Raw genomic sequence first — 19,350 nt, forward strand, 5'->3', positions numbered from 1 at the left:
GATTATATAAAATACAATAAAAATGAAACTTTCTATTTGTAAGGAATGGAAGGTTTTATTTTTATTTATCAGTGATAGAAATGGAAATAGTTTTGTCGAATTAAAGCATAAAAATAGAAGAAAGGGTCGAAAAGTCTATTTACAATTTAAAATTAGTATTATAAAATTAAAAGTAAGAAGGACATTGATTAAAAAAGATGTTTTTCAAAAAATCCTAGAGGAAAAAGAAGAAGCTATAAAAGATTGTATAGTCTTATGTAGAAATGAGTACAAGCCTTATTTTAACCTAGGATGGATTTGTAATGACCTGAGAGATGTATAAAAACTTTTGGAATCGGTATCATCCCTAAGTAAATATCAATACTAAAAGGCGAAGGTATTACAGGTCTAGTAAAATAAAACAAACAAAACCCCTAAAAAGAATAATTAGCTATTTTATAGTGGACGGAATATATAGCTAAAGCCTAGTTAAATCCATTAATTATCTCTTATAAAAGCAAATTTTTTAATGTATTAGGTGAGAAGTATTTGTAATATGATTATCTCTAATACAAAACAATTTTGACAAAACTTTACTGGTGAAGGAGTTATCTTAAAGCAATAATTATTGCTTTAAGATAACTCCTTATTCGTTCTGCTATAAAAAATACGAGAATATGCTTATTTACAAATATTGTAAAAGTAGTATAATATTGATATAAACTCGTACAAGGGGTATAGTGAATATGGATGAGCGTAAAAAAAATATAGTAATAGTAAGTGTAATTGGATTCTTAATATTGATTATGATGATTTTTTTCTGCAAGTTTTCTTTTGATAAATTGATGAATAAATCAGAAAGAACTAAGAAGCATAATCCTAATATTGTTAATAACGCAGTGAGTGATGCAAATTGCATAATCGACTGGAGGATGTCTGATATGGTAGTTCACCAGTTAGCTAGAGCGCAAGATGAAAATGTTAAAGCTATGATAAGAGAGGGATATAAGGAGTATTTTAACTCTAATTCAGATTTGTTAGATGTGGAAAGCAAAATAATAAAAGAACTACCAAAAGGTTTTGGAAACAGAAGACCTCAATCTTTGGTTTCTGTTCCTATAACGGTTGAGCATCCAACAAGTATTGATCAAATTTGTGATATCATCAAAAAAAGGCCGTCATTTAGCATAAATGGAGCAGAGAACACGGCTGAAACAGATGCCACAGCAAAGTATCATCAAGACTTTATTATTACTAATAATAAGGAAGGGGTTTATACTATATATATGATTTTTTATGATAGTGGGGCTTAATATATAAAGTGTGACTACTAAGTTTATTAGAGGTTTGTGTATGTTTTATAATTAGGTGATATAAAATGCGGTTTAATTATAAATATTAATGTGCTTTTAATAAAAAAGTACTAGATATATTGTAAGGCAAGTTGTATCATATTATATGCAATTTATATGTGATTTACAATGATGAATGGAGCTGAAGATAAATGGTAATAGTAAGGGAAGCTAGGATTGAAGATATTCCATATGTGACGGCAATCTATAACCAAGGTATAGAAGAAAGAACTGCTACTTTAGAATCTAGACTTCGTAATGTTAAAGAAATGGAGAAATGGCTTATAACTAGATCGGACAAGCATAAAGTACTTGTTGCAGAGGAATTTGAAACCATAGTTGGTTGGGCATCTATAAATGAATTTAGCCCAAGAGAATGTTTTAATGCAAACGCGGGAATGTCTATATACATAGAAAAAGAAAGTAGAGGGAAAGGTGTTGGCAAAACTCTTTTAATTGAGCTGATAGAAACGGCTAAATCTTTTGGTTTTCGCAAGCTTATCCTAAATACATTTAAAAAGAATAATGCATCCAATGCTTTATATAAATCTATGGGCTTTAAAGAAGTAGGAATATATGAAAAACATGGATTTTTGGATGGTGAATATATAGACATAAGAATAATGGAAAAACTATTATGAACGTTAATTAAAAAATGACTGTGGCATGGTAATGAATTGTTGCTTTGCTACGGTTTTTCTTTTTTTAACATTGTGATATTATTAGTGTTATCTAGGAGGTGATTTTTTGTCGAGGGATTTTGTACATCTTCATGTCCATACGGGTTATAGTCTTTTAGATGGTTCTGGTAAAATATCTCTTATGGTTAAAAGGGCGAAGGAACTAGGGATGAATGCTATGGCTATAACTGACCACGGTGTTATGTATGGTTGTGTTGAGTTTTATAAGGCGGCTAAAGAGGTTGGAATAAAACCTATTCTTGGCTCTGAGATATATGTTGCATCAAAGTCAATGCATATAAAAGAGCAAGGAAGAAAAAATGATACGCATCATTTAGTATTACTTGTTAAAAACAGTACTGGCTACGATAACTTGATGAAGATAGTTAGTGCTGCTTCTATAGATGGATTTTACTATAAACCAAGGGTTGATCACGATTTTTTAAAGAAGCATAGTGAGGGGCTAATTGCCTTGAGTGCTTGTCTTGGAGGAGAAGTTCAAGGACATATATTGAAAAGTAATTTAGACATTGCAAAGGAAACAGCATTATTTTATAAGGAAACATTTAAAGATGGATTTTATCTAGAATTGCAAAACCATGGAATGCGAGAGCAGATCATGGTAAATGAACACCTAATAGCTATGTCAAAAGAACTTGATATTCCATTAGTCGCTACTAATGATATCCACTATATTAATAAGGAAGATTCTAGAGCTCATGATATTCTTCTTTGCATACAAACTGGAAAAACTATTGATGAAAAAGGAAGAATGAGTTATCAGCCAGAGCAATTCTATATTCGTTCTCAAGAAGAGATGGAAGAACTTTTTGGTTATGTTGAAGAAGCATTAGATAATACTGTTAAGATAGCAGAACAATGTAATTTTGATTATGAATTTCATGTATCGAAGCTTCCAAATTTTCCACTCCCTTCAGAACAAGATCATTTTCAATATTTAAGAGATACTTGCTATAAAGGCTTAGCAGAACTCTATGAGGAAATAACAGAAGAGATAAAAGTAAGATTAGATTATGAACTTGATATTATAAAGACCATGGGCTATGTTGATTATTTTCTTATAGTATGGGATTTTATAAGGTTTGCTAATGAAAATGGTATTCCTACTGGTCCAGGGAGAGGCAGTGCTGCTGGTTCCATAGTAGCTTTTACTTTGGGAATCACAAAAATTGATCCAATTAAATACAGTTTACTTTTTGAGAGATTTCTTAATCCAGAAAGAGTAAGCATGCCAGATATAGATTCCGATTTTTGTTATGAACGCAGGCAAGAAGTTATTGATTATGTTGTGGATAAATATGGTTATGAGTCTGTTTCACAGATAATAACTTTCGGAACCATGGCAGCTAGGATGTGTATCCGAGATGTTGGTAGAGCTATGAATTATTCCTATTCAGAGGTTGATGCTATTGCAAAAATGATACCAAATATGCTTGGAATCAATATAGAGAGAGCCTTAGAGGTTAATTCGGAATTGAAAGCTGCTTATGAAGAAAATGAAAGGGTTAGAGATCTAATAGATGTATCGAAGACTTTGGAGGGACTTCCAAGGCATACCTCAACTCATGCAGCAGGAGTAGTTATAGCGTCTCAGCCTTTAGTAAGTTATGTTCCACTTCAAAAGAATGATGAAGCAATAGTAACTCAGTATACTATGGGGACACTAGAAGAGCTCGGACTTTTGAAGATGGATTTCTTGGGACTCAGAACCCTAACTGTTCTAAAAGATGCTGTAGATATGGTGAAGCAGAACAAGAGAATTGAAATTGATTTAGATAAGATAGATGATGCCGACCCTAAAGTCTATACAATGGTTGGGGAAGGTAAAACTGTAGGTGTATTCCAATTAGAATCTGCTGGCATGACTTCCTTTATGAAAGATTTAAAGCCAGATAGCTTAGAAGATATCATAGCAGGAATATCTCTTTATAGACCAGGTCCTATGGCTGAGATTCCAAGGTATATAGAAGGTAAAAGAAATCCAGCTAAAATTAGATATGAAACTCCAGAATTAGAACCAATACTAGGGGTAACTTATGGTGTTATGGTTTACCAAGAACAAGTAATGGAGATTGTTAGAAAACTAGCAGGCTATTCAATGGGGAGATCTGATTTAGTTAGAAGAGCTATGTCTAAGAAAAAACATAAGGTTATGGAAGAAGAAAGACAAAATTTCATATATGGAATAGTAGACAAGGACGGAAATATAGAAGTCCCAGGATGTTTACGCAATGGCATATCAGTTGAAGCTGCTAACAAAATATTCGATCAAATGATGGATTTTGCTAGTTATGCCTTTAATAAATCCCACGCTGCAGCATATGCAGTAGTGGCGTATCAAACAGCCTATATGATGTGTTATTATCCTACAGAATTTATAGCAGCTATGCTTAACAGTGTTATGGGTAATAATGAAAAAGTTGCTTACTATATTAGGTTTGCAAAGGAAAAAGATATAGAAGTACTTCCACCACATATAAATGAAAGTTATTCTAAGTTTACTGTAAATAAGGAAAAGATACGCTTTGGTATGGCTTCAATAAAGAATGTTGGGGGAAACGTAACAGATAGTATAGTTAAAGTCAGAGAAGAAAAGGGAAAATTCAAGGATTTTATGGATTTTGCCGAAAAAATCGACGTATCTACTGTTAATAAAAGAGCTGCAGAAAGCTTGATAAAATCTGGAGCTTTTGATGAGTTTGGAGTCTATAGATCTCAACTTTTAGCTATAATGGAGAAAGTTTTAGACGGAGTGTCAAGCCAAAAGAAAAGAAATATTCAAGGGCAATTAAACTTGTTCCAAGATTTTGAGAATGATGATTCAACCATGGATATTAAAATAGAGTATCCGAAGATAAAAGAATTTGAAAAGAAGTACATTCTAGCTATGGAAAAGGAAATGACGGGTCTTTATTTAAGTGGTCATCCTTTAGATGAATATGTTCAAACCTTAAACTATGTAACTAACACCAATTCTAGTGAGATTGTATCAAATCAACTTTTAGAAGGCGAAGAGCAGTTAGATAATACTAAAATTAGAGATGGAGATAAGGTTATAATAGGTGGAACCATAGCTGAAATATCTAAAAAGATAACCAGAAACAATGCCATGATGGCATTTTTGAGACTTGAGGATTTATATGGTTCCGTAGAAGTTATTATTTTTCCTAAGACCTATGAAAAAGTAAAAACTATGCTTGATGATGATGCTCTTGTTATTGTATCGGGAAGAATAAGTATAAGAGAAGAAGAAGCGCCAAAGGTTCTATGTGAGAAAATTGAGCCTTTGATTAAGAATAGTGAAGAAAAATTAAAAGCTATTTTTGATCATTCAAAGGATAGGACTAAAGGATATGATTCTACTAATAATAGAAGTAATTTAAAGAATTTTGAGAGAAGTAAGCCTCAAATAAGTTCGACACTTGTTGATAATGGAAGAAAAATATATATACAGGTAACTGATGAAGATGGACAAAAAGAAGCCATAGACTTTTTAAGATCTTTACCTAAAGATTATAGAGGAAATACAAGAATAGTACTTTTTAGGAAGTCTGACAGAGTAGCTCTTAATGTCAGTTATGAGCTTTGGGTTAATGAAGATACAGACATTGTCAAGTTATTGAAAGAAAAATTTAAAGAAGAGAATGTAAAAGAGAAATAATCTTTTATATATTCATAAATTGTTGAATTCATCTTTAATAATAAAACTGATATAGAATAGTCTCAGTTTCGTAGATGCTAATTGTGAAAAGTGCTAACGAAACTGAGATTTTAATTTTCTAAGAAAAATTCTTTCTTACATAGATAATATATAATATTTAATTAGAAGTACATGGTCTAATATATAATTAATGACTGCCTTTAAATATATCTCCACCTGGTTGCATATCCATAGAAGCATTCATTGCCATCATTGATAGGATAACAAAAATAATAATTGAAATTATTGCTACACCTATAAGCATTATTATTTTTTCCTTCCTAGATAGTTTGAAGTTATTTTTCACTATAAAGCTTATAAAGGAAATTAAAATGCCTAATGGTATAAGATAGGAAACATACTGCGGACTCTCCTTAAAGTGAGATATTCCACCACTTATCATACCTATACCTATTGCCAATGTGAGTGAAACTACTACTAACTTTAAAATTTCAACAGTTGACAAATGGGTTTTATTAATTACTAATTCATTAAATATTGAGCCGGTCAAAAATAGTCCAAGACCAATGCTTAATATTATTGAATATCTTACAGGATTGAATGGCATTAGAACTATACAACTTGAAGTCATTCCTATTCCAAGAAAGTAGACGATGTAAACTATATACATATAAATAGCTTTTTTCATATTAAATCTCCTTTTACTGTTATTATATATTGCAATAATAAACATACATTCAAAGTATAGGATTTACAGATGGTTAGTTGGAATGTAAGAATTAAATTGCAAAATATATAATTAGATTAAGAGTATTTTATGGAAATAATGTGAAGATTTTATGTTGGTGAAATTATTAAATCATTTATTTATAGTAAGTCTATTTGAAGATACTCAGATTGCTGAACTATAATTAAAATCTGCATAGTTTTTAATTTTTATACAGGAAAGTTGTAATATATGAGTAGTTGGAAACTATTAAAGAAGAGTGTTTATTAAATTAAAATATTGATTTTTTATTGAAATATTTATTTGATTTTAAAATCATGACATTTAATTTTAAAAAAGAATTCAATTGCTTGAAAAAAATATCAAAATTAATCGAAGGCTTTTCTTGGTAAAGTAATAAAGGGTATATTTTTGAACAAATATAAACAAAATATTATTGCTAATAAGATTTTTAATATCTTATTAGCTATAATTTGGCAAAAAACCTTATGCAGTATGCACAAAAACAACACAGAAAAATGACACATTTTATTAAATTTTTAAAAATACAATATATATTTTGTAGAATAAGTATTTATATATCTTTAAACCATTGAAAATCGAACAGTTTTCAATTAAAATAAGAGAGTATAAATTCAAAGGCATCAAAGCTATTTGAGATATCGTTGAAAATTGAATAAAGTGTCAAGTTGATATCTAGGAGGAGCGTATATGAAAACCATAGGTGTTTTAACAAGCGGAGGAGATTCTCCAGGAATGAACGCAGCGATAAGAGCAGTGGTACGTACAGCACTTCAGAATAACATAAGAGTAGTAGGGATACAACGAGGATATAGTGGACTAATAAATGGCGAAATTACCGAATTAACAAGAGATAGCGTTTCTGATATTATTCAGCGTGGAGGTACAATCCTTAAAACAGCTAGGAGCAATACCTTTAGGACTGAAGAAGGAAGAAGAAGAGCAGCGGATGTGTTAAAGGTCTTTGGAGTTGAAGGACTTGTAGTAGTTGGCGGTGATGGTTCCTTTATGGGGGCTAAGCTTTTATCAGACCTAGGAGTTGCTACTATAGGACTACCTGGTACTATAGACAATGATTTGGCATATACAGATTATACAATTGGCTTCGATACAGCATTAAATACGGTCATAGATGCTGTGAATAAATTAAAGGATACATCTAGTTCTCATGAAAGAGCGAGTGTCGTTGAAGTAATGGGAAGAAATTGTGGTGACATAGCTTTGTACTCCGGTCTTGCTGGCGGTGCAGAAAGCATCATTCTTCCAGAAAAACCTTTTGATATGGATGAACTATGCAGGGGGATTTTAGAAGGAAAAATGAGAGGCAAATTACATAATTTAATAATGGTAGCAGAAGGTGTCGGAAAAGCAGAAGAAATAGCAAAAAAGATAGAAGATATCACAGGAATTGAAGCTAGAGTCACAAAACTTGGACACATACAAAGAGGTGGAAGTCCTACAGTTGCGGATAGAGTATTAGCTACAAGAATGGGATATAGAGCAGTTGAGTTGCTACGTGAGGGAAAGTCTGCCAGAGTCGTTGGGATAAAAAATAATAAAATAATAGATTTAGATATAACAGAAGCCTTAGCAATTGAAAGTAAATTCGATGAGGATCTGTTTAAGATTGCCGAAACAATTTCATACTAGGTGCAAGAGTTTTTACTAAATTAAGGTATGCTTAGTTCCCTGGGTTACACTTAATTTTATTAAAATACATTAGAAATTATTAAAATACAAGATTGTAGTAAGGAGAGTTAATATGCAAAAAACTAAAATGGTATTTACAATTGGTCCTGCTAGCGAAACAGAAGAGGTTTTATCAGGTTTAATAAACGCTGGTATGAGCTGTTCAAGACATAACTTTTCTCATGGTGACCATGCAGAACACAAAGGTAGAATTGATCTTGTTAAAGCTTTAAGAACAAAATTCAATAAGCAAATAGCAATAATGCTTGATACAAAAGGACCAGAAATAAGAACTGGCAAATTTGATCCTAAAAAGGTTGAATTACAAAAAGGTGACAAATTCACAATACACTGTGGAGATATGGATTTAATAGGTGATACAACTAAATGTGCAATCACTTATACTGAACTTTACAAAGATGTTGTAAAAGGAAATACAATCCTTATCGATGACGGTTTAGTAGGACTAACTGTTGAAGAAATAGAAGGAAACAAAATCCATTGTACAGTACAAAACACTGGATTCGTTGCAACTCATAAAGGTGTTAACGTACCAAATGTTTCAATCAAATTACCAGCAATGACTGATAAAGATAGAGCAGATTTAGTTTTTGGTTGCGAACAAGGAGTAGATTTAATTGCTGCTTCATTCATAAGAAAAGCTGCTGACGTATTAGCTATTAGAAAAGTTCTTGAAGAAAACGGTGGAGCAGATATCCAAATCTTCTCAAAAATCGAAAATCAAGAAGGTGTAGATAACATAGATGAAATCCTTGAATTCTCAGACGGTATCATGGTTGCTAGAGGAGACATGGGTGTTGAAATTCCAATAGAAAATGTTCCAGTTGTTCAAAAAATGATTATCGAAAAGTGTAACAAAGCTGGAAAACCAGTTATAACAGCTACTCAAATGCTTGATTCTATGATGAGAAATCCAAGACCAACAAGAGCAGAAGCTTCTGACGTTGCAAATGCTATATTTGATGGTACTGATGCAGTAATGTTATCAGGAGAATCAGCTAATGGTGATTATCCAATAGTTGCTGCTGAAACTATGGCTAAAATCTGTCAAAATGCTGAAAAGCACATCGACTATGCTAAAGCTCTTGAAAAGAGAAAAGAACAATCAATTCCTAATGTTGCAAACGCTATAAGCTTAGCTACTTGCACAACTGCTATGGAATTAAATGCTGCTGCTATAATCACAGCTACTCAAAGCGGTTACACAGCTAAAGCTGTTTCAAAATATAGACCAGCTAGCCCAGTTATAGCTGTAACTCCAAATGAAAAAGCTGCTAGAAAGCTTGCTTTAAACTTTGGTGTTATCGCACTAGTTTCAAACAAAGTTGAAACTACAGATGAATTAATTAGTGATGCAGTTGCAAAAGCAAAAGAAACTGAATTAGTTAACGATGGAGATTTAGTAGTAATAGCTGCTGGACTTCCAGTACACGTATCAGGAACTACTAACATGTTAAAAGTACATGTTGTTGGTGACGTACTAGTATCAGGAAAAGGTGTTGGTAAAGCTGCTGGCTTTGGTAATGCAAAAGTTATAACAAATGTAGCTGATGCTGCTAAATTAGTTCAAAGAGACGATGTTATTGTTGTTAAGAACTTAGACAAAAACTTAATGGAAGTTTTAGATAAAGTTGCTGGAGTAATTGCAGAAGAAGGCGGAGTTACTTCACACATGGCTATTGAATGTGTATCAAGAAATATTCCTTTAATCTGCAATGCTGGTGGAGCAACAGCTGCTATCAAAGATGGCACATTTGTTACTTTAGACGTACAAAGAGGCGTTGTTTACGAAGGTAAAGCTAACGTTAAATAGTTTATAGAATAGAGTGATATGCTATAGAAACTAGTTTCTATAGCATATTGCTTTTTGAAAAAGAAATTAATTATGAAACTTATATAACAGTTAATAGGACTTTAAATTCAATTGACATTAGATAACTTTAAAAAATAAATCTTATAGACAATCTTTAGTAGCTACTAAATACAACAGTGATGACAGTGGAAAAATCAATCTTCAGATTAATATTTTCATTATTTATTTTATTTAACACAAAAATTATTGAAAGTTATAATTCAATAGTATATAATACTGTAAATGTGGCTATTATAACATAATAGGACAATGATGATTAATATGGCAACTGATTTTACTTTGAATTGCACCTTTTATAAGGTGCTTTTTGTTTTTTGAGTATTATTTTCTATAAGTAATGAAATACTAATAGAGTATAAGGTAGATGGAAGTTCATTTAAAATCAGGAGGAAATATTATGGCAGATGTAAATTGTGCAGCCTGGACTTGTGTAAATAATATCGATGGCTTATGTTCTGCTAGAACTATTAATGTCTTAGGAAATAGTGCCATAAAGCCAATGGAAACTCAGTGTGAGACTTTTGCACCAAGAGAATTTATAAATGCAATTAAGAATTCAACAAATCTTAACCTTGGTGGTGCCTTAGCACAGATGATGCAAGCTGGAAAAGATTATGGTGTGAGAATGACGCCTTCTATTAATTGTGATGCAGAGAACTGTGTATATAATGAGTTGGGAATGTGTAATGCTAAGGCGATAGCGATATCAGGAGATGATCCAATGACTTCTAAAAATACTCAGTGCGCAACTTTTACTAGTACTTGGTGATTTTAAAGGAAATCCATAAATTATTTCAAATCGAGTATAAAATTTAGCGTTTAAATGAAAATAGCATCAAATTTGTTGTATGGTTTAATTTGAAGGGTTTCAATATATATCCATGAGGATTTAAGCATACTTGGAATATTTGAAATTTTTTTGATATGTGTAAAAAATGTAAATTCAAAAAAAAGTAAAATTTTATCGGTAAAAGTTCTCTAATTTTTAGGGATATTATGAAAAAGTACGGTAAAATACTAATAAAACTGAAGAAAAGTAATTGTTTATTTGTAGTTAATAAGGTAAAATTGAAGCAGAAATTTATAAAACGAATCTTAAATAAGGGAAGTGTTAGAATTGAATTACGGTTATTTCGATGGAGAAAATAAAGAGTATGTTATCACAAAACCTAATACACCAGCACCTTGGGCAAACTATTTAGGATCCCCAGAATATGGTGCTATTATTTCAAATAATGCAGGCGGATATAGCTTTGTTAAGTCTGGAGCAAACGGAAGAATAATTCGTTACCGTTTCAATGCCATCAATATGGACCAGCCTGGAAGATATATTTATTTAAGAGATAATGATAATGGAGACTATTGGTCTGGATCTTGGCAACCAGTAGGTAAACCTTTAGATAAGTACGAAAATCAATGTCATCATGGAACTGCATATACAAATATTAAGTCGAAATATACAAATATAAAAGCTGAAACTTTATATTATGTTCCACTTGATAAAACTTATGAGGTATGGCGTGTAAAGGTAACCAATGAAGATACTAAGGTAAGAAACCTTTCTCTTTATGGTTATGTTGAATTTTCAAATGAAAACAACTACGAACAAGATTCAGTAAATCTTCAATATACTCAATACATAACAAAGACTTATTTTAGAAACAACAAAATTATTCAAACTATAAATGAAAATGTTAAACAATCAGTAAATGGAAGTACTGGAAAAGAAAGATTTTTTGGAGTTGCAGGTGCAGAAGTTGCAGCTTATGAAGGAGATAGAGATACTTTCGTAGGTGAATATAGAAATTATTCAAACCCTATAGCTGTTGAAAGTGGTAAATGCCAAAAGGTATTAAACTATAACACAAACTCTTGTGGAGCACTTCAAATAGATATTACTTTAAACCCAGGAGAAACTAAGGAATTAGCATTTGTATTAGGAGCACATAATGATGATGCTTCATCAAAAATATTAGCTAGCTATGAAGATTTATCTCAAGTAGAGAAAGAACTTCAAGAATTAAAAGATTATTGGCATGGAAAGTTAAATAACTTCCAAATCAATACTCCAGATGAAAACTTCAACCACATGATAAACACTTGGAACTCATACCAATGCTTTATAACATTTGTATGGTCAAGAGCAGCATCATTCCAATATTGTGGATTAAGAAATGGTTATGGCTTCAGAGATACTGTTCAAGATATCCAAGGTATAATACATCTTGCTCCAGAACTAGCTTTAGAAAAAATAAAGTTTATGATATCAGGACAGGTTGATAATGGTGGTGGATTACCTTTAGTTAAGTTTGATCATAACCCTGGTCACGAAATGACACCAGATGATCCAGCGTATACTTATGACAGATACAGAGCAGACGATGCTTTATGGTTATTCCCAACAATCCTTAAGTATATAAATGAAACAGGAAATGATGATTTCCTTGATGAAGTAATTCCTTTTGCTAATAAAGGGGAAGCTACTGTTTATGAACACTTAAAGAGAGCTATCAACTTTAGTATGGAAAGACAAGGTAACAACGGAATGCCTGCTGGTCTTCATGCAGACTGGAATGATTGCTTAAGAATGGGAGCTAAGGGAGAATCAACTTTCGTTGCATTCCAACTTTACTATGCTATGGCAATCTTAAAGAATATTGCAACTGACAAGAAAGATGATGCTTATGTAGCATATCTTGATGAAAAGTTAGCAGAACTTAAAGAAACTATGCAAACTAAGTGCTGGGAAGGCGACCAATTCATAAGAGGTATCAGAGAAGATGGAATTGTTGTTGGTTCTAAAAATGATCCAGAAGCAAATCTATGGTTAAATCCACAATCTTGGGCTGTTATCAGTGGTTGTGCAGACAAAGAACAATGTGAAAAAGCACTTGATAAAGTATATGAAAGACTTAACACTCCATATGGAGCTGTACTTCTAGATCCACCATACAAAGACCATGCATTTGATGGAGCTTTAATGTTATTATTCAACCCTTCTACAAAAGAGAATGGAGGAATATTCTCACAATCTCAAGGTTGGATTATATTAGCAGAGGCTTTAATGGGTCGTGGAAATAAAGCATTCGAATACTACAGAGAATGTAGCCCAGCAGAAATGAACGATAATGCTGAAGTAAGAAAGCTTGAGCCATATGCTCATGGACAATTTATCGAAGCTAAAGAAAGCCCATTCCAAGGAAGAGCTCACGTTCATTGGTTAACAGGAACAGCTTCTACTGTTATGGTTGGTTGTGTTGAAGGTATCTTAGGAATGAGACCAACAGTTGATGGATTAAATATATCACCATCAGTTCCATCAGATTGGAAAGAATTCTCTATATTCAAGAGCTTCAGAGGCAAGAAATTAAATATTCTTGTTAAGAACCCAGATGGTAAAGAAGGCGGAGTAAGAGAATTAATCGTAAACGGAGAAAAGGTTGAAGGAAGCTTCCTTCCAGTTTCAATGTTAAAAGAAGAAAACGAAATAATAGCAACAATGTAGTAAATAATTAAATAAAGTTGCTAATAATATGACCAACGCTTAAGGATAAAACCTTGACGTTGGTTTTTTTATTTTTTCATTGGATTCTAAAATGATATTCATTTTGATTGGTCCATTAGTATGGAGAAAGTTGGAACTGAAAGTATCAAAATATGTGTAAGGCCTAATTTTCGTTGATAAATTAGTAGGTAGAAGTTTAGAACTGAAACTATCTAAATATTTGTTAAGCTAGATTTCCGTGGCGAATTGATAGGTAGAAATTTTTAAAAACAAGTTTTTTCTAGAGTAAGATATTCCTCTATAGGTTGCCTTCTGATATACTAGTTGTTGGAATGAATAAAAAGATGTTGGAAGTTGTAGATTATTCTATAAATTTAATGAATTATAGATAATATATATTAATTTGAGTTTAGAGGAGGAAATCGAAATGGATTATCGTATAGAAAGAGATTCTATGGGAGAAATAAAAGTTCCATCAGATAAGTATTGGGGTGCTCAGACGCAAAGAAGCTTTGAAAATTTCAAGGTTGGTTCTGAGATTATGCCTCTGGATCAAATAAAAGCAATTGCTATAGTAAAAAAAGCTGCAGCTATAGTAAACCACAAAATAGGAAAATTAGATCAAGAAAAAGCTGAAGCTATAAAGGCAGCAGCAGATGAAATTATAGAAGGAAAATTAGATGATAACTTTCCTTTAGTTGTTTGGCAAACTGGAAGTGGTACTCAAACAAACATGAATGTTAATGAAGTAATTGCTAACAGAGCAAACGAAATTTTGGGGGCTAAAATTATCCATCCTAATGATCATGTAAATATGTCTCAAAGTTCTAATGATGTTTATCCAACGGCTATGCATATTGCAGCTGTTATGTCTCTTGAAGAAACATTGATCCCAGAAATTAATGCATTAATAGATACTTTTTTAGAGTTAGAAGAAGTGAATAAAGGAATAATAAAAACAGGAAGAACTCATCTTCAAGATGCTACTCCAATAAGCTTTTCACAAGAAATAAGTGGCTGGAGAACAATGCTTCAAATGAGTGTAGAGATGATTAAAAACACACTTCCATTTCTTAAAGAACTTGCAATTGGAGGAACAGCAGTTGGTACTGGGCTAAACTCTCATAAAGATTATGCTAGTACAATGGCTTTAGAAATAAGTAAGTTAACAGGAAAAGAATTTAGTGCAGATAATAATAAATTCCACGGCTTAAGTAGTAAGGATGCTATGGTGTTTGCTCATGGAGCATTAAAAGCATTAGCAGCTAATGCTATGAAAATAGCCAATGACGTAAGATGGATGGCTGGTGGTCCAAGATGCGGACTAAACGAGATATATATTCCTGAAAATGAGCCAGGAAGTTCAATCATGCCTGGAAAAGTAAATCCTACTCAATGTGAATCTTTAACTATGGTTAGTTGCCAAGTTATGGGGAACGACATGACAATAGGAATGGCTGCATCTCAAGGAAACTTTGAGCTAAATGTATTTATGCCTGTTATTATATATAACTTCTTACAATCAGTATCACTATTAAGCAGTGGAATTTCATCATTTAATTCTAAATGTGCTGTAGGTATTACTGTAAACAAAGAGAAGATGAAAGAATACGTTGATAAATCACTTATGCTTGCAACAGCTCTTAACCCTAAAATCGGTTATGACAATGCAGCTAAGGTTGTAAAAACTGCTTTTAAAGAAGGAATTACTTTAAAAGAAGCAGCTATCAAGTTAGAAATATTAACTGAAGAAGAATATGACCAAATTATAAAACCAGAAAATATGGTATAAAATTTTGCGTTAACACGCTAACTTATAGCTAGAAAAAGTTTTGTTTATTACGTGATTAAAGGAAGGTTTTTAAACCTTTGAATTATACCAAGTTGGGTATAGGTTTACTAAGTTATGCATTAATTATTATATATTAATATAGAAATTAAGATATAGAGAAGGGGCTAAAAAGATGAGTAATATTTATGATATAGCGTTAGAAAAGCACGGGAATTGGAAAGGTAAGCTTTCTGTAGAGGTTAAGGTTCCAATGGAGACAAGAGAAGATCTTTCTATAGCTTATACACCAGGAGTAGCTGAGCCTTGCAGAAAAATTCATCAAAATAAAGAAGATGTATATAAATATACTTGGAAAGGTAATTCTGTAGCTGTTGTTACTGACGGAACTGCAGTTTTAGGACTTGGAGATATAGGGCCTGAGGCAGCACTTCCTGTAATGGAAGGAAAGGCTATTCTATTTAAGCAATTTGCAGGAATTGATTCAGTTCCAATTTGTCTTAATACAAAAGATCCAAAGGAAATTATAGCAATATGTAAAGCTATAGCTCCAGGTTTTGGTGGAATCAATCTTGAAGACATTTCAGCTCCAAGATGTGTAGAAATAGAAAGAGCTTTAAAGAAAGAACTTAACATACCTGTTTTCCATGATGATCAACATGGAACAGCAATAGTTGTTACTGCAGGACTTATCAACGCTCTAAAAGTAGTTGGTAAAAAGAAGGAAGATGTAACGGTAGTTGTAAGTGGTGCTGGTGCAGCAGGAAGTTCTATTATAAAGATGTTATTAGACTTTGGAGTAAAAGAAGTTTATGGATTTAATATCAACGGAATTATATCCATGGAAAATTACGATTCATATGATTTTCTAACAAAAGAGTTAGCTGAGATAACAAATAAAGCTAATAAGCAAATAACTATGGCAGAAGCTCTTAAAGAAGCTGATGTATTCATCGGTGTATCTGCTCCAAGAATATTAACAAAGGAAATGGTTCAAGCTATGAAAAAGGACCCTATAGTTTTTGCTATGGCAAATCCAGAACCAGAAATTACTTATGAAGATGCAAAAGCAGCAGGAGCAAAAGTTGTTGGAACAGGAAGATCAGACTTCCCTAACCAAGTTAATAACGTGTTAGCTTTCCCAGGTTTATTTAAGGGCGCTCTTATGTCAAGAGCAGAACAAATTACAGAAGAAATGAAGCTAGCTGCAGCTGTTGGTATTGCTTCAATAATAAGTGATGAAGAAGTAAATGAAGATTATGTAATTCCATCTGCCTTCAACGAAAAGGTTGCTGAAATAGTGGCTAAAGAGGTTGCAAGAGTAGCTGAGGAACAAAGACAATAATCAATGATATATAAGTTGTATAAAGGCATATAATTATTTAAGTAAATACAAAAAAGCTTGTCTCGTAAATTGTAAAATACAATGTGAGACAAGTTTTTTTGTTTTAGATTCAGTTAATTTATCTCCGTGCTAGAGTAGTTTCTCATATAATTTAAACCAGTTTAGCCCCTGATTTATAAGTCCTAAGTCAACAGTATCAATGTATTTAAAGCTAAATTTTTCATATAACTTAATTGCCGGAATATTTCCTTCGTAAACATCAAGTCTAATTGCTTTAACTTGTGATTTAATACCCTGGTTAATAGCAAAATCTATCAATGCATTACCAACTCCAGATTTTAAAAATTGAGGATGTACTAAAAAGGTGTGTATAACGAAAACCTTTGAATAGTCAAGGTCTAGCCCCCAATTAACTGTATGATAGGTAGGGTCAGGCTTATGATTTAAGATAATAGAGCCAATAATTTTTCCATTATGCTTTGCAACATATAGATTATTAGAGTTTATTCCATCAACTGCATTTTGGCGAACAGGATATATACCCTTTATCCAGCCAGGATAATTTGTCCCACTTGCTAAATAATCATTTAAATCGTTATAAAGTTGTTCAAGTTCATTGATATCATCTTTTGTTCCTAATTGAAAATTTATATTCATATTCAAGACTCCTTATAAAATAAGTGGATAGAGCATATGCAGTTTATTAGAGTTATAGGCGAATGCTTGTCTATATTTTTGCATATTCTAAGACTAATGTAAATGAAATATAAATTATCAGTATATACTGAGAGGCTTCAATTAAAATGTATTGGATAAATTGATTGCATCAACAAAAAAACATTTATTAGTGGATAAGAGAAAACAGTATGTGTATTAATTAATAAAAATATATAGGTATTTAATATTTACTAGCTAGTTAAGATAGTTTCAAAAGTATCCTAACTAATTTTTATGAAAAGAATCTTAGTATAAAGATTAATTTATAAGAACTTTTACTGATAATATAATTTCTGATATACTTGATGTTAGAATTCATAAGAATAGGTGATGAGATGAAAAGAGAAGCTCCAGTAAAGAAAAATGAAGAATACATAATTGATATAAATGGAATGGGTTATGAAGGTGAAGGAGTAGGCAAGATTGATAATTTTACAGTCTTTGTCCCAGGTGCTTTAAAGGGTGAAAAGGTAAAAGTATTAATAGTAAAGGTCAATAAAAATTTTGGCTTTGGTAAGCTAAAAGAAGTTATAGAACCATCAAAAGACAGAGTAGCTCCAGCTTGTGAGATATATGAAAAATGTGGTGGCTGTCAATTGCAGCATCTAAGTTATAAAGGTCAGCTAGAATTTAAAAAGAGTAGAGTGCAAGACTGTATAGAGCGAATTGGTGGTTTTGATTTATCAGAAGATAATATACAGCTTCATGAGACTTTAGGAATGGAGAATCCATATAGATATAGAAATAAAGTTCAGTTGCCAGTGGGTGGAACCGTTGAAGACGTAAAAATAGGTTTTTACAGCCAAAGAAGTCACAACATCATCGATATGGAAAGCTGCAATATACAATTTGAAGAAGCTGATACTGTAGTAGATATAGTAAAACAGTGGATGCAGGAAAATAAAATTCAGCCATACAATGAGGAAACTCATACTGGAATAGTTAAGCATATAATGGTGAGAAAAGCCTTTAATAATGATGAACTTATGGTAGTTGTAGTGACTAACGGAAAAAGTCTTCCAAAGAAGGAGATACTGATAAAAGAATTACAAGATAGTTTTAACAATTTAGTAAGCGTTGTTCAGAATGTTAACGATAAAAAGACAAACGTAGTTTTAGGTCTTGACAATGTTACCCTATTTGGTAAGGATACTATTTCGGATTATATAGGCGAATTTAAGTTCAATATATCTCCATTATCCTTTTTCCAAGTTAACCCTGTTCAGACAGAAGTTCTTTACAACAAGGCCTTAGAATATGCAGGACTTACAGGCAATGAAGTTGTTTTTGATGCTTATTGTGGTACTGGGACTATTTCTTTATTTTTATCTAAAAAGGCTTCAAAGGTTTATGGTGTAGAAATAATTGAAGCTGCAATTGAAAATGCAAATATCAATGCTAAAGAAAACAAAATAGATAATGCGGAATTTTTTGTGGGTAAATGTGAAGATGTTATTCCAAAGTTGATTGCTGATGGTGTTAAGGCTGATGTTGTGGTGGTAGATCCTCCTAGAAAGGGTTGTGAGAAATCTTTGCTTGATGCGTTGGTTTCTATGAGTCCTGAAAGAATTGTTTATGTTTCTTGTGATCCTGGTACTTTGGCAAGGGATTTGAGGATTCTTTGTGATATGGGTTATGATCTAAAGGAAGTGCAGCCAGTGGATATGTTCCCGGAGACGGGACATGTGGAGAGTGTTGTATTGATAACAAGAAAAGATAGGTAAAGGGTTAAAAAGCCTTGAAATAAAGGAATTTCCGAGGGTCGGAGTAGAAACTCTGGCTCTCGGATTTTTTATTGAATAAATCAGAACCAAACATATCCACGATAGAAACACCTTAGGGTTGAGTTGACAGGATTAAAATGGGGAGGTTGCGGAGATAATATTATTGAAATGTAGGTTGAGTGTAAGAGGATAAATTCACAGTTGAATTTAAATCCGGTACAAACATTGATGTGGAAAGATAATGAT

At 32.2% G+C, this 19,350-nt stretch carries 13 protein-coding genes; 11 read left to right on the plus strand and 2 right to left on the minus strand.

What is annotated here, in order from left to right; all coding sequences use genetic code 11:
• Window positions 1-22: 22 nt before the first annotated feature.
• The 4 genes from CLOCEL_RS02035 (at window position 23) to CLOCEL_RS02050 (ending at window position 5,693) form a co-directional block, all read left to right on the plus strand.
• Window positions 23-322: a hypothetical protein gene (locus CLOCEL_RS02035; RefSeq protein ID WP_010075071.1), complete on the plus strand. Its 300-nt coding sequence runs from the start codon at window positions 23-25 to the stop codon at window positions 320-322.
• Window positions 323-725: 403 nt separating this feature from the next.
• The gene (locus CLOCEL_RS02040; RefSeq protein WP_010075070.1) at window positions 726-1,292 is read left to right on the plus strand and encodes a hypothetical protein; all 567 of its coding nucleotides are present in this window, start codon (window positions 726-728) and stop codon (window positions 1,290-1,292) included.
• A gap of 191 nt (window positions 1,293-1,483) precedes the next feature.
• Window positions 1,484-1,972 (plus strand): arsinothricin resistance N-acetyltransferase ArsN1 family A, encoded by a 489-nt coding sequence (locus CLOCEL_RS02045; protein WP_010075069.1) that lies wholly within the window; start codon window positions 1,484-1,486, stop codon window positions 1,970-1,972.
• 106 nt (window positions 1,973-2,078) lie between these two features.
• Complete coding sequence (locus CLOCEL_RS02050) at window positions 2,079-5,693, plus strand: DNA polymerase III subunit alpha (RefSeq protein WP_010075068.1); 3,615 nt, start codon at window positions 2,079-2,081, stop codon at window positions 5,691-5,693.
• A 187-nt stretch (window positions 5,694-5,880) separates the two neighbouring features.
• Here CLOCEL_RS02050 and CLOCEL_RS02055 read toward each other — a convergent pair whose 3' ends face one another.
• The gene (locus CLOCEL_RS02055) at window positions 5,881-6,381 is read right to left on the minus strand and encodes a hypothetical protein (protein WP_013291587.1); all 501 of its coding nucleotides are present in this window, start codon (window positions 6,379-6,381) and stop codon (window positions 5,881-5,883) included.
• Window positions 6,382-7,131: 750 nt separating this feature from the next.
• Between CLOCEL_RS02055 and pfkA the strand changes: the two genes are divergently transcribed.
• The 6 genes from pfkA to CLOCEL_RS02085 all read left to right on the plus strand — a co-directional run bounded on the left by pfkA (window position 7,132) and on the right by CLOCEL_RS02085 (window position 16,663).
• The gene (gene pfkA / locus CLOCEL_RS02060; RefSeq protein WP_010075066.1) at window positions 7,132-8,091 is read left to right on the plus strand and encodes a 6-phosphofructokinase; all 960 of its coding nucleotides are present in this window, start codon (window positions 7,132-7,134) and stop codon (window positions 8,089-8,091) included.
• A 112-nt stretch (window positions 8,092-8,203) separates the two neighbouring features.
• Window positions 8,204-9,964, plus strand: coding sequence for a pyruvate kinase (gene pyk, locus CLOCEL_RS02065; protein WP_010075065.1), 1,761 nt, complete (start codon window positions 8,204-8,206; stop codon window positions 9,962-9,964).
• A 457-nt stretch (window positions 9,965-10,421) separates the two neighbouring features.
• Complete coding sequence (locus CLOCEL_RS02070) at window positions 10,422-10,793, plus strand: DUF1540 domain-containing protein (protein ID WP_010075064.1); 372 nt, start codon at window positions 10,422-10,424, stop codon at window positions 10,791-10,793.
• 348 nt (window positions 10,794-11,141) lie between these two features.
• Window positions 11,142-13,529, plus strand: a complete 2,388-nt coding sequence (locus CLOCEL_RS02075) for a glycoside hydrolase family 94 protein (protein WP_010075063.1) — start codon at window positions 11,142-11,144, stop codon at window positions 13,527-13,529.
• A 427-nt stretch (window positions 13,530-13,956) separates the two neighbouring features.
• Entirely contained in the window at window positions 13,957-15,321 is a 1,365-nt protein-coding gene (gene fumC, locus CLOCEL_RS02080; RefSeq protein WP_010075062.1) for a class II fumarate hydratase, read from the plus strand.
• A gap of 172 nt (window positions 15,322-15,493) precedes the next feature.
• Window positions 15,494-16,663, plus strand: a complete 1,170-nt coding sequence (locus tag CLOCEL_RS02085; RefSeq protein ID WP_010075061.1) for an NAD(P)-dependent malic enzyme — start codon at window positions 15,494-15,496, stop codon at window positions 16,661-16,663.
• A gap of 129 nt (window positions 16,664-16,792) precedes the next feature.
• Here the strand turns inward: CLOCEL_RS02085 and CLOCEL_RS02090 are convergent, their stop codons facing one another.
• Window positions 16,793-17,320 carry a GNAT family N-acetyltransferase gene (locus CLOCEL_RS02090; protein ID WP_010075060.1) on the minus strand — a complete coding sequence of 176 codons (528 nt, stop codon included), beginning with the start codon at window positions 17,318-17,320 and terminating at the stop codon, window positions 16,793-16,795.
• Window positions 17,321-17,715: 395 nt separating this feature from the next.
• On the opposite strand from CLOCEL_RS02090, the gene rlmD reads away from it, so the two are divergent.
• Window positions 17,716-19,104, plus strand: a complete 1,389-nt coding sequence (gene rlmD / locus CLOCEL_RS02095) for a 23S rRNA (uracil(1939)-C(5))-methyltransferase RlmD (protein ID WP_010075059.1) — start codon at window positions 17,716-17,718, stop codon at window positions 19,102-19,104.
• Window positions 19,105-19,350 lie beyond the last annotated feature (246 nt).

It is taken from the genome of Clostridium cellulovorans 743B (genome assembly GCF_000145275.1).
In the GTDB taxonomy this organism is placed as follows: domain Bacteria; phylum Bacillota; class Clostridia; order Clostridiales; family Clostridiaceae; genus Clostridium_K; species Clostridium_K cellulovorans.